Source organism: Bacillus safensis, from assembly GCF_039619585.1.
Taxonomy (GTDB): domain Bacteria; phylum Bacillota; class Bacilli; order Bacillales; family Bacillaceae; genus Bacillus; species Bacillus safensis.
This window is the reverse complement of record NZ_CP154909.1, coordinates 3,271,032-3,283,745: the sequence shown is the minus strand read 5'-3', so window position 1 is coordinate 3,283,745 and position 12,714 is coordinate 3,271,032. Positions and strand designations below refer to the sequence as shown.

General features: G+C 41.2%; 12 protein-coding genes. 9 read left to right on the top strand and 3 right to left on the bottom strand.

Annotation, left to right across the window (positions count from 1 at the left end; translation table 11 throughout):
• Nucleotides 1–9: 9 nt before the first annotated feature.
• Both atpD and AAYR28_RS16880 read left to right on the top strand, forming a co-directional pair.
• On the top strand, nt 10–1,431 hold the full coding sequence (gene atpD / locus AAYR28_RS16885) for a F0F1 ATP synthase subunit beta (RefSeq protein ID WP_008354929.1): 1,422 nt from the start codon (nt 10–12) through the stop codon (nt 1,429–1,431).
• 24 nt (nt 1,432–1,455) lie between these two features.
• A complete protein-coding gene (locus AAYR28_RS16880; protein ID WP_003214592.1) occupies nt 1,456–1,851 on the top strand; it encodes a F0F1 ATP synthase subunit epsilon in 396 nt (131 codons plus the stop codon).
• Nucleotides 1,852–1,893: 42 nt separating this feature from the next.
• Here the strand turns inward: AAYR28_RS16880 and AAYR28_RS16875 are convergent, their stop codons facing one another.
• The gene (locus tag AAYR28_RS16875; protein WP_024426339.1) at nt 1,894–2,370 is read right to left on the bottom strand and encodes a hypothetical protein; all 477 of its coding nucleotides are present in this window, start codon (nt 2,368–2,370) and stop codon (nt 1,894–1,896) included.
• Nucleotides 2,371–2,540: 170 nt separating this feature from the next.
• On the opposite strand from AAYR28_RS16875, the gene AAYR28_RS16870 reads away from it, so the two are divergent.
• The 6 genes from AAYR28_RS16870 (at nt 2,541) to AAYR28_RS16845 (ending at nt 8,042) form a co-directional block, all read left to right on the top strand.
• On the top strand, nt 2,541–2,771 hold the full coding sequence (locus AAYR28_RS16870; RefSeq protein ID WP_024423724.1) for a DUF1146 family protein: 231 nt from the start codon (nt 2,541–2,543) through the stop codon (nt 2,769–2,771).
• A 129-nt stretch (nt 2,772–2,900) separates the two neighbouring features.
• Nucleotides 2,901–3,635: a YwmB family TATA-box binding protein gene (locus tag AAYR28_RS16865; protein ID WP_024423723.1), complete on the top strand. Its 735-nt coding sequence runs from the start codon at nt 2,901–2,903 to the stop codon at nt 3,633–3,635.
• 32 nt (nt 3,636–3,667) lie between these two features.
• A complete protein-coding gene (murA, locus tag AAYR28_RS16860) occupies nt 3,668–4,975 on the top strand; it encodes a UDP-N-acetylglucosamine 1-carboxyvinyltransferase (protein WP_024423722.1) in 1,308 nt (435 codons plus the stop codon).
• Nucleotides 4,976–5,234: 259 nt separating this feature from the next.
• Nucleotides 5,235–6,260 (top strand): stage II sporulation protein D, encoded by a 1,026-nt coding sequence (gene spoIID, locus AAYR28_RS16855; RefSeq protein WP_024426338.1) that lies wholly within the window; start codon nt 5,235–5,237, stop codon nt 6,258–6,260.
• A 322-nt stretch (nt 6,261–6,582) separates the two neighbouring features.
• Nucleotides 6,583–7,281: a VWA domain-containing protein gene (locus AAYR28_RS16850; RefSeq protein WP_080769523.1), complete on the top strand. Its 699-nt coding sequence runs from the start codon at nt 6,583–6,585 to the stop codon at nt 7,279–7,281.
• An 83-nt stretch (nt 7,282–7,364) separates the two neighbouring features.
• Nucleotides 7,365–8,042 (top strand): VWA domain-containing protein, encoded by a 678-nt coding sequence (locus AAYR28_RS16845; protein ID WP_034281216.1) that lies wholly within the window; start codon nt 7,365–7,367, stop codon nt 8,040–8,042.
• A gap of 51 nt (nt 8,043–8,093) precedes the next feature.
• Here AAYR28_RS16845 and AAYR28_RS16840 read toward each other — a convergent pair whose 3' ends face one another.
• Both AAYR28_RS16840 and AAYR28_RS16835 read right to left on the bottom strand, forming a co-directional pair.
• Nucleotides 8,094–10,442 (bottom strand): FdhF/YdeP family oxidoreductase, encoded by a 2,349-nt coding sequence (locus tag AAYR28_RS16840; RefSeq protein ID WP_120207864.1) that lies wholly within the window; start codon nt 10,440–10,442, stop codon nt 8,094–8,096.
• 82 nt (nt 10,443–10,524) lie between these two features.
• Nucleotides 10,525–11,790 (bottom strand): L-lactate MFS transporter, encoded by a 1,266-nt coding sequence (locus AAYR28_RS16835; RefSeq protein WP_061110183.1) that lies wholly within the window; start codon nt 11,788–11,790, stop codon nt 10,525–10,527.
• A gap of 134 nt (nt 11,791–11,924) precedes the next feature.
• Between AAYR28_RS16835 and fdhD the strand changes: the two genes are divergently transcribed.
• The gene (gene fdhD / locus AAYR28_RS16830) at nt 11,925–12,713 is read left to right on the top strand and encodes a formate dehydrogenase accessory sulfurtransferase FdhD (RefSeq protein WP_034281213.1); all 789 of its coding nucleotides are present in this window, start codon (nt 11,925–11,927) and stop codon (nt 12,711–12,713) included.
• The last annotated feature ends 1 nt before the right edge of the window (nt 12,714 follow it).

The following is a 12,714-nucleotide window of genomic DNA, read 5'->3' as shown; positions in this document are numbered from 1 at the left end:
GGGAATGCAATGAAAACAGGACGCATCAGTCAGATCATGGGACCAGTCGTAGACGTTCGTTTTGAAGACGGTCACTTGCCTGAGATTTATAATGCGATCAAAGTTTCGCATAAAGCGGAAAGCGAAAGTGAAGTTGATATCGACTTAACTTTAGAAGTAGCACTACATTTAGGTGATGATACAGTGAGAACCATCGCGATGGCATCAACAGACGGTGTGAAGCGCGGTATGGAAGCTGTAGACCTTGGAAAACCAATTTCAGTACCAGTTGGTAACGTAACACTTGGACGTGTATTCAACGTACTGGGAGATAACATTGACTTAGATGAGCCACTTGGTGTGGAAGCTCAAAGAGATCCAATCCACAGACAAGCGCCTTCTTTTGATCAACTTTCTACAGAAGTTGAAATTCTTGAAACAGGTATCAAAGTTGTTGACCTGCTTGCTCCTTACATCAAAGGTGGAAAGATCGGTCTATTCGGTGGAGCTGGTGTAGGTAAAACCGTTCTGATTCAAGAATTGATCAACAACATCGCACAAGAACACGGCGGTATTTCTGTATTCGCTGGTGTTGGAGAGCGTACACGTGAAGGAAACGACCTTTACTACGAAATGAAAGATTCTGGCGTTATCGAAAAAACAGCCATGGTCTTCGGTCAAATGAACGAGCCGCCAGGTGCACGTATGCGTGTTGCCCTAACTGGTTTGACAATGGCAGAGCATTTCCGTGATGAACAAGGTCAAGACGTATTGTTCTTCATCGATAATATCTATCGCTTTACACAAGCAGGTTCTGAAGTATCAGCCCTTCTTGGACGTATGCCTTCAGCGGTAGGTTATCAGCCGACACTTGCAACAGAAATGGGTCAGCTGCAAGAACGTATCACGTCTACAAACGTAGGATCGGTTACATCGATTCAAGCGATCTATGTACCTGCGGATGACTATACAGATCCAGCTCCTGCAACGACGTTCGCTCACCTTGATGCAACGACAAACCTTGAGCGTAAGCTGACTGAAATGGGTATTTACCCAGCGGTTGATCCTCTTGCTTCAACATCTCGTGCACTTGCACCTGAGATCGTTGGCGAAGAGCATTATGCGATTGCGCGTGAAGTGCAGCAAACATTACAGCGTTATAAAGAGCTGCAAGATATTATTGCCATTTTAGGTATGGATGAATTATCTGAGGACGATAAGCTTGTGGTACACAGAGCGCGTCGTGTTCAATTCTTCCTATCTCAAAACTTCCACGTAGCAGAGCAGTTCACTGGCCAAAAGGGTTCTTATGTGCCATTGAAAGAAACTGTTAAAGGCTTCAAGGAAATCTTATCTGGTAAATACGATCACCTTCCAGAAGATGCATTCCGCTTAGTTGGACGCATTGAAGAAGTGGTTGAAAAAGCCAAAGAGATGGGTGTAGAGGCCTAATCTGGTCCTTAGGAGGGTAAAAGCATGAAGACCGTTCAAGTCAATATCGTTACTCCCGACGGCCCAGTGTATCAAGCGGATGTGGAAATGGTCAGTGTAAGAGCAGAAAGCGGTGAGCTTGGTATTTTAGCTGGCCACGTTCCAATGGTTGCTCCGCTAAAAATCGGTGCAGTTCGCTTAAAACATAGTGGATCAACTGAATTGGTTGCAGTAAGTGGCGGATTTGTTGAAGTCCGCCCTGAACAAGTAACAATTCTGGCTCAGGCCGCTGAAACATCAGACAAAGTTGATGTCGATCGTGCTAAATCAGCGAAACAGCGTGCTGAAGAGCATTTGAACCACCCGAATGAAAGTGATGTACGCCGGGCGGAACTCGCATTAAAACGGGCGTTAAACCGTTTAAATGTAGCAGGGAAATAAAACAGAAAATCCTTCTTATCACAGTGATAAGAAGGATTTTTTTTAGGATGACATGAGAGATTGATACATCGACACATAAGGATGAGATGCTTGCTTTTCTAGATATAAGTGCTCGCAAAATTGCGTACTACAATGCCATGTTTTATTGTTTCTGCGTAAGCCAAGCGTATATTTGTGCGGAGAATCCATATAAGGCCGCACCACCCAGTCAGCATCTGAATGATGACGGATGACAACCTCTCCTATATACACACTCATCATCGCTTCTAATGCATCTATTGGCATTTTCCACTCAGCGAACAGCTGCTTGGTCAATGCATCAAAGTATAGTGATTCTAACTGATACAGGCTTTCCTCAGAGTAATCCAAAGAAATGTTATGAAAATGACACAATTGTGCTAATTCTTCTAGCTGTGTCTGTCTATAATCAAAGTAGAAAGCAATGGCCTCCCATTCATGATCAAATGAGGGAACCAATTCTCCGTACAAATCAACAAAGTCAGGAAAAGAATCTTTCAATGTGTTCAGCTCCTTCCACACGCAGTATATCATCTCCTTGGCATCAGGATAAGAGGGGATTTACACTAAATGTAGCTCTTTTTTCCAAATGATTCATCTTTCCGATTTTCGAGGATATAATGAAAGGGAGTTTTCCTTTACAGAAATAAATAAAAGGAGGATTCAACTGTATGGAAGACGTAGGACAACAAGCAATCGTGGGCATTGTGATCCACCTATTTTTTATCGCGGTTACATGGTGGGCACTGCTTGCTGTAAATATTGATCCACTCATTAAAAAAGGGAAAATCGTTCAAGCAAGGCTGCTGATGATGCTCATTACCATTGCTATCGCATCTGCGGTCAGCAATTTCTTCCTTGATTACTTAAATTTCTCGAGACAAATTCCTTATATGTTCTAACATAAAAGGTTTGGTCACGGCCTTCTGCGGGAACGTAAAAAGAAGGGTCAAAAGGCTCGCCTTTTGTTGACTTTTCCACGTATGCATTGCCCTCCTTGCGGCAACACTTGTAGCAAGGGGGAATGACAAGTGAGAAAGTATTTGAAAGGTTGGCCATTATTTGCGTTTATTCTTTTTTTTGTTCTGATGATTCAAGGCGTTCGTGCGGAAGAATCTTCTCCGCTTGCTCAAATAGCAGAAGGTCTAAAAAACCAGCAAATCGAAGTCGATGGGTGGACCCTTCATGCCAAAACAAATGTAGATATTTCATCCGAACAATTTTCAAAAAAAGTGAAACGTTTGAAAGACGAACTACGACAGTATGAGTGGACCGAAAAAAAAGAACAACATGTCACCAAAGTCACAGGAATTTACAAAGATGAAAAAAATGATACAGAATCGAAAATTTTACTCGTGAAGACCGACACAAAATCAAATCAAAAGTCGTATTTATTATATGAGCAAAAAGGTGCTCGCCCACTGAATACCTGGGAGCATACATATGATCAGTTCGTACGTCATGCAAAAAGCATATTACAAGAGAAAATTGTAATTTTTACTTGTCTCGATGGTCATGTAAATGGTATGATGGATGTTGTTTTGCAAAAAAAAGCTGAAATGTTAGCAAATGAGTTTCAAGCAAAACCAGTTGAGTATCTCGTTGAGTCTAATTTTGTGTCGCTTTCCGCTTACACAGATAAGTGGGAACAGTTCATTATGACTTCAAATGATAAAATGAATGTTCAAATTGCCATCAGAAGTTCGGAAATGAACGAAAATCATACGATTACGGTTGGCACACCAATCGTAACGACTGAATATTAATATAGAGAATTTGGGACGCGGAGGGGAAGACCTTGGAAAAAATCATCGTCCGCGGCGGTCAAAAGTTAAACGGCACAGTTAAAGTAGAAGGCGCAAAAAATGCCGTTTTACCAGTTATCGCTGCATCTTTGTTAGCAAGTACAGAAAAAAGCGTAATTTGTGATGTACCTACGCTCTCCGATGTATATACAATCAATGAAGTGTTACGTCATTTAGGAGCAGAAGTACATTTTGAAAATAACGAAGTATCAGTTGATGCATCTCATGCACTAGAAACTGAGGCTCCGTTTGAGTATGTCCGTAAAATGCGAGCATCCGTGCTTGTCATGGGACCACTTTTAGCAAGAACAGGTCATGCAAGAGTTGCATTACCTGGAGGCTGTGCGATTGGTTCAAGACCAATTGATCAGCATTTAAAAGGCTTTGAAGCAATGGGAGCTAAAATTCAAGTAGGTAATGGTTTCATCGAGGCTGAAGTAAAAGGCCGTTTAAAAGGTGCAAAAATCTATTTGGATTTCCCAAGTGTAGGGGCAACTGAAAACATCATCATGGCAGCAGCATTAGCTGAAGGAACGACGATTTTAGAAAACGTAGCAAAAGAACCTGAAATTGTTGATTTAGCAAACTACATCAATGCCATGGGCGGTAAGGTTCGCGGTGCTGGTACTGGTACAATCAAAATCGAAGGTGTGGAAACACTTCACGGTGCAAAACACAACATCATCCCTGACAGAATTGAAGCAGGTACTTTCATGGTGGCAGCAGCCATTACAGAAGGAAATGTTCTTGTAAAAGGCGCAGTGCCAGAGCACATGACATCACTTGTTGCAAAAATGGAAGAAATGGGTATTCAGATCATTGAAGAAGAAGAAGGTTTAAGAGTCATTGGACCATCTGAGCTCAAGCCAATCGATCTAAAAACAATGCCGCATCCTGGGTTCCCAACGGATATGCAATCTCAGATGATGGCGCTATTGCTTCGTGCGAACGGAACAAGCATGATCACAGAAACGGTGTTTGAAAACCGCTTTATGCATGCTGAAGAATTCCGCCGCATGAATGGCGATATTAAAATTGAGGGTCGCTCTGTCATTATCAATGGGCCGGTTCAACTTCAAGGTGCTGAAGTGGCAGCGACTGATTTAAGAGCGGGAGCAGCACTTGTACTTGCTGGATTAGTGGCAGAAGGTCATACACGTGTCACTGAGTTGAAGCATATTGACCGTGGTTATGTGAACTTCCACCAAAAGCTTGCAGCAATCGGTGCAGATATTGAAAGAGTAAACGATGAATCGGCAGATGTGACACAAGAACAAGTTGTATCAGATCTGAACGCTTAATCATGAAATAAATCAGTGTGTCCATTGGGGCATGCTGATTTTTTTTTAGAATCATAGAATGCCTCATTTCACGAAGCTTATCATTAGTGTATCCAACCATCTTAAATTTTATTCATACAGACGAACAGTAAAATCCATTCTAAGAACAGGCCCATAGCTTTCATAAAAGACTTGTCCACTAAATGAAAGAAGCTGTCATATTAGCTTGTCCCTGCCCATAGGATAAAAGAGATTCAATGACAAATGGGGGCAGCCAAATATGAAACCAATGATATGGACAATCGCAGGAATATGCATCATCATTTTAATGATTCCAACATTACTTGTGTTGCCGACGTTCCAAGGGAAGCCGGCGGCCAGCCAGCACGTAGCAGCGGAACCATCAGTTAAAAAAGAAGTAAAGGGTTCAGTCAAATTGAAGCAATCACCCGTCGCTATCCCCGTCTATCGCTCTGCTCATCAGCAGGTAGAAAACATCCCCTTAGAAGAGTATGTGATCGGTGTCGTAGCATCTGAAATGCCAGCTGATTTTGAAATGGAAGCACTCAAGGCACAGGCGCTCGCAGCAAGAACGTATATCGTCAGACAAATGATCAGTGATAAGACTGTCAAATCACCTAAGGGCTCTCTTGTAGATGATACCCAAATGTTCCAAGTTTACAAAAACAAACAGGAACTCAAGAAAATTTGGGGGAAAGCGTACAATTGGAAATTAAAAAAGGTCACGGAAGCTGTCGCCAGCACACAAGGAAAAGTGCTGACTTATGACGAGAAACCAATTGATGCTTCATTCTTTTCAACAAGTAACGGAAAAACGGAAAATGCCGAAGCCTATTGGAAAAACGAAATCCCTTATTTGAAAAGTGTCTCAAGTAAATGGGACGAAAAATCGCCAAAATTTCAAAATAAGAAAACCATCTCGGTCAGTGAATTTCAGCAAAAATTAGGTGTGACACTCACTCAGCAGGCTCAGGTCGGACAGATTGTAGAACGGACACCAGGAAACCAAGTAGCGAAAGCCGTGATCAACGGTAAAACACTGTCAGGCCGAGACATTCGAGAATCACTAGGCCTTCATTCAGCGGACTTTACATGGGAACGCAAGGGCCAGCAGATTGTCATTACAACAAAAGGATATGGTCATGGTGTAGGCATGAGTCAATATGGTGCGCATTATATGGCGCAGGCTGGCAAAAAAGTAGATGCCATCGTGAAACATTATTATAAAGGAATTCAAATCGAATCAGCCGATCGTTTTCTCAACACGTATATGGCTAAAAAATAAAGCAAAGGTGCCTCAGAAATGAGGCATTTTTTTGTGTGTTCAAAGAGATTTGAACAGAATGTGTCAAATCGCGACTTAAGACGCAGATCAGGAAATCTTAAACATTTATGTCCTGACAAGAACTGATGGCCGATACAAAGTCCCTCGAAAGACAGAGAAAACGAGAGAATAATGGGTGTGTTAGGTGAAAATATCTAGACATCTGACAGAATTTTAGTGATTTTGATGAAAGAGAAAAAGGGACCGAGTCCTATACCATTCCAAGACAGAATAATTTACGATTAAGATGTTTCAATCAAATACATAAGGAGGAAGAAAAAGTATGTTGAAAAAAGTAATCACACTCGTAACCTTAACTGTATTGACATTATCTATGTCAATCTCTTCACCAGTATTTGCAGAAGCATCTACAGTCAAAAAACATAACAAAGATGTAAGAGTGACAATCTTACTTGATGCAAGCGGAAGCATGGCAAGAAAAGTAGAGGGAGAGCGCAAATTTGATCTCGCTAAACAAGAGGTATTTAAATTTGCTCAGTCACTTCCAAAAGACGCTAAAATTCGTATGAGCTTGTTTGGTTCTGAAGGAAACAACAAAAATTCAGGTAAAGCTCAATCATGTGAAGTCATTAGAGGCGTTTACGGCGTACAGCCTTATGAAAAGGACAGCTTCGAAAACTCTTTAAACGGACTTGGGCCAACTGGCTGGACACCGATTGCACGTGCACTTGAAAATGCAAAGCAAGCGGATGAGCAGCTTACTGCAGGAACAAAGCATATTGTGTACTTAATCACTGATGGTGAGGAAACTTGTGGCGGAGATCCAGTAAAAGTAGCAAAAGAATTGCATAACTCAAAAGGATCAACTGTTGTAAATGTGATCGGATTAGACTTTAACGATGGCTATGAAGGTCAATTGAAGCAAGTAGCCAAAGCTGGTAAAGGCCATTACTACCAAGCAAGCACTGGTAAAGAAATGGGTTCTATCTTTTCAGCAGAATCATTAAAACTACACGAATAACTTGCTGAACAAAAGGGAAACGATTGATTCATGCTTTCGTTTCTCTTTTTCTGTACAAAAGTAAAAAAGGGAGGTTTTTATTGATGAAAAAAAACATCGTATTAACCATTTTGGCTAGTCTTGTCCTGCTTCTTTCTTCACCAGCTCATGCTGTAACAAAACAGGAGCCGCCTGCGCATGTGGTGATATTACTCGATTTAAGCGGAAGCATGGCACAATCAGTTGAAGGTGAAAAGAAAATTGAAATCGCCAAACGGTCTATTCAAAGCTTTGCAAGCATTTTATCAGAAGATACACAAGTTCTGCTTCGTGTGTTTGGTCATGAAGGAACCAATAAAAATGCAGGGAAAGCTGTTTCTTGTTCAAGTTCTGAAGCTGTTTACGGATTTGGATCATATGAGCCATCAACCTTTCAGCAAGCACTGAATGTGTATAAGCCAACTGGCTGGACACCACTTGCAAAAGCATTAACGGATACGAAACAAGATTTTGAAGATCACCAAGCTGAAGGGAAAAATATTGTCTATGTTGTCAGTGATGGTGAAGAAACTTGTGGTGGAAGCCCTTCACAAGCAGCAAAGGAATTACATGAAGACGGAATAGATACAATCGTCAATATCATTGGCTTCGATGTGAATGAAAAGGAAGCAAAAAGTCTTAAATCTGTTGCAAAAGCGGGTGGAGGACAATATCAACCGGCTGCAAATGCCGAAGAATTGAACCATATTCTTCAACAGGAAGCGAGCGCTTTTGGTCGGTAGAGAATGAATGGCAGCTGGGGAAAACAACCCCAGCTGTTTTTAAGTTGACGATTAATTCAAAGTCGTTTCTAATTCATCAATTCGTTTCTCCACATAATGCTGATCCTTTCTTGCATGGAAGGTTTCGGCTTTTTCTAATATGGCAGCCGTATTATACTCGGGAATCTGTGAGTAGCTCTCATACACACCTTTAGGAATTAAAACGTTCCCTTCCGGCCAATAAACTGCGATATTGCCGCGTCTCAACTCTCCGAATTGAGCCACTCCTTGATAGGATCCATATTGATTAAAGAGAACAACTGGATCACCTTCTTGAACATAAAGCTCTTTTGCATCTTCTTCATTCATTAGGATAGAATGACGTTTTCCACCATTAAAGGCATCCTTTTCACTGTAGATCATGGAGTTGAATTGCTTTCCTCTTCTTGTCGTGATATTGAAATGTCCTTCGGTTTTTCGATATTGAGGCAGCTGGGCAGGAAGAAGATGTCCCTTGCCGTCTGGTGTTGGACATACGCCATCTTCACAAAGCCATGCGCCTCCCCATTGAAAAACGTCTCCCTTGTGACGTAAATGCTGGATGCCATCATAGTTTCGGTTGGCGACCGCAATCTCACGACGAATGTCTTCAGCTGTTTCAAAATGTATCAGCTCGGCATCTTCTGGCCGGACTCTTTTCGCAAGATCAACATAAATGTCCCATTCCGCTCTGGCTTCCTCAATACGAGGTCCTTCAATTTCTGGACTGAAATATACCATGCGTTCCGTACTGGTTGATGTGCCGCCGCCTGGTTGTTCATACCTTGTCATAGCAGGCAGCACAATCACCGCCTCTTCAGCGTCTACCAGCGTAGAGGTATTCAAAATGATATCTTGGTGAACACGGAGTTCAAGTTCAGATAATGCTTTTTCGATCGCTTCCGGATTTGGCATCGTTTCTAAAAAGTTTCCGCCACTCGTAAACAGCATTTTGAGTTTTTGTGGATGGTCTTTTGGGAGAGCCATCTTTTCAAAGGATTGCCCAATGGTGTCACCATGCCATTTAGGAATGTCAAACCCCCATATACGTTCGATTCTTTCAATATTATCTTCATCAAAATCACTACCCGGCAAAACGAATGGATCAGCGCCCATTTCACCAGAACCTTGGACGCCGCTATGCCCCCGAATTGGCATGACACCACAATGTTTTCTGCCGATAAATCCGCGCAGCATGGCAAGGTTGGCAACCTGTGATATATTATCAGTTGCAAAGCGGTGCTGAGTAAGGCCCATACTCCAAATAAAAACGCCTGAATTAGCATTGGCAAGCAGTGTCGCAAATTCCTTTATTCTTTCTTTTGATAAACCTGATGATGCTTCTAGGTCTTCCCACTTCAATTGTGCGACATGCTGCTTTAAATCCTGTATGCCTGTTGTATGTTTTTGAATAAATTCGTGATCAAGAGCCGAATGGGGAGCATGCTGCTCCATGTCAAACCAATGCTTGATGACGCCGTTCATAAACGCAATATCTCCGCCTATATTGACTTGGTAAAAATCATCTGCAATTTTTGTACCGAATAAAGCACTCTCTGGAATAGAAGGAACCCAATACTTTTCCATAGCAGGCTCTTTATACGGATTGATGACGATAATTTTTGTTCCCTTCTTTTTAGCAGCATACATATATTTAGTGGAAACAGGCTGATTGTTTGCTGCGACAGATCCCCAAAAAATTAATACATCCGTTCCAATCCAATCACTGTAATTACAGCTGGAAGCACCGATGCCAAGGGACCGTTTAAGAGCGGTTTTACTTGGTGAATGGCAAATGCGAGAAGCATTATCAATATGATTCGTCCCTATAAATCGAGCAGCCTTTGCAGCCGTATAATAAACTTCATTTGTAATTCCTCTGGCGGTTAAATAGAAAGCAAGCTGCCGTTTATCAATTGATTGGATTTTAGCTGCGATTTGATCTAGTGCATCATCCCAAGAAATACGTGTAAAGGCATTGTCACCTTTTTTTCGAATCAATGGATAAGGAATCCGCCCAAGCTTGCGAAGAGAGGTGCTGTCCATTTGCTTTAGCTGATGAATATCTTCAAACCATTTTGGATCAATAGCTGGCATTGTGTTAAGACGAAGCACATTTAGTCTTGTGGTGCATATATGAGGTCCTGCGAGCGTTTGATCATACAGTCCTGAGACGCCAAGGGCACAGCCGTCACAAACACCCTGCGTTAAAATACGGTACGCGTAGGGAAGGTTATCTTTGTTCTCCCAAGCCACTTTCATCGTATCTCGAATGTGTTTCGGTTTCACTTTGCCAAGCCCCATTGGTACAAAAGACGCCCATAGCTTTGGTGAGGGTTTTTTATTGAGTTTAACAGGCCCCTTATGTTTTGTTTTCCCCATGAGATCATCACCCTCCTAATACTTTGTAAAGCGTTTTCATATCTAAAAATTACCTTTAGATTGTGATTCTGTCAAATTCAAATTAAGATCGGGCTGAGACAGAGGAAGCAGCAGATAGGTTTTTTTCTTTTAGCTGCTGAATATCCTTTCGAATCAGAAGTGATATGATAAAAGCAATGAAAAATAAGCCAGAGAACACCATAAGGCTTTGTGTGTAATTACCTGTTATATCTCGGATGAAGGATGAAAATAGTGGTCCTGCTAATCCCGCAGCGGCCCAAGCAGTCAAAATATAACCATGTATGGCACCAAGCTGCTTTGTACCAAACAAATCCCCAATATAGGCTGGAATTGAAGCAAATCCTCCTCCATAGCACGTATAAATGATCGCCATGACGATTGAAAAGATGAACGGTTCTTTTAAATAGGGGAGTAAAGGAAAAGCAATGAGCTGGATACTGAAAAAAATCGTATACGTATTCGGTCTTCCTATATAATCTGAAAACGATGCCCAGCCAATGCGTCCTAAACCATTAAAAGCACCTAAAATGCCCACAAGAGTAGCTGCAGCACCTGCAGTGAACCCAACACTTTCTTGAGCAAGAGGTGACGCTACTGAAATAATAGCGATTCCGCATGTGATATTAATAAAAAGCATAAGCCACAAATAATAAAAACGTCTTGTTTTGATCGCTTCATTTGCTGTAAGCTGTGATAAATCTTGAGGGATTTTTCTTTTCTTTGTTTTGAATACATCAAATTGTTTGACGTCATCAGGTGTTGGTGGTGATAAATAAAGAGATGAGATCACCATGATGATAAAATAGGAGATTCCAAGAATATAAAAAGTATTTGCGATATTCACTTTTTCAATGAGATATTGAATAATTGGGCTGCAAATAAGAGAAGCAAACCCAAACCCCATAATGGCTAAGCCGGTTGCAAGACCTCTTCGATCCGGAAACCATTTGACTAGAGTTGATACAGGTGCAATATAGCCTACCCCTAACCCTATTCCAGCGAGTACACCATAAAATAAATAGAGGAGAGGCAGTGATGACATGTGGACAGCGAATCCTGACCCAGTCATTCCGATGCCGAAGAAAATAGCTGAGAAGAGCCCCGATGCCCTTGGACCATACCTTTCAACGAAATGTCCCATAAAAGCAGCAGATAAACCTAAAAATAAAATAGCAATACTGAAGGTGAGACTTATTTCTGTTAATGACCACTGAAAGGCTTCATGTAAAGGATTCGTAAAAACACTCCAAGCATAAACAGACCCAATAGATAAATGAATTCCTACAGCACTTGCTGCGATGAGCCAGCGATTTTTCGATTTGTTCATTTTGTTCCCCCCATATAAAGCAGTCAAGAAGTTTGATAAGATAGAAATATGTTACATTTTTATGACTTTTTAAAATAATATCACAATTTGATTGGATCATATAACTAAATTTGCATTGAAAGGAAGATCATACAATGAATCCTTCTGTTAAAAAGAAACGAGTCATACACCAATACAATGAAGGCCAGTTTACCTGCAAAACTGATGAAATTGTAGAAGAATATCCTTTAACTGTGATGGTAAATGGAGAAGAATTTGTGACCCTTGTTTGTTCACCAGAGCACTTGAAAGAATTGGTTATCGGCTTTTTGGCTTCAGAAGGGGTCATTCGATTTGAAAAAGAGATTAAAAGGTTTACAATAGATGAAAGTATGGGTTTTGCCTATGTTGATTTAGTTCACTCAAGTGGATTTGATTCATCAGATTTTACAAAACGAGTGATTGGTTCATGCTGCGGGAAAGGGAGACACTTTTATTTCCTTCAAGATGTGAAGACGGCAAAAACAGCCATTGATCGAATCAGTATTTCTGCTGAAACCTGTATGCATCTCATGAAGTGTTTGCAAGAAGAAAGCCAATTATTTCAACATACTGGCGGAGTGCATAATGCTGGACTGTGTGACACAGAGAAGCTATTCATCACTAGAACTGATATAGGAAGACATAATGCTTTAGATAAAATTTATGGATACTGTTTACTTCAGCGAATTCCACTTAGAGATAAAATCCTTGTTTTTAGCGGCCGGATATCGTCAGAAGTTCTATTGAAGGCAGCAAAACTAGGAGTGTCTATCGTCATTTCAAAATCAGCACCTACTGAGCTGGCGCTTAAAATGGCAGAAGAATTAAATATTACGACAGTTGGATTCGTCAGAGGAAAATCCTTTAACATTTACACGCATCCTCATCGTATTACAGAATAGG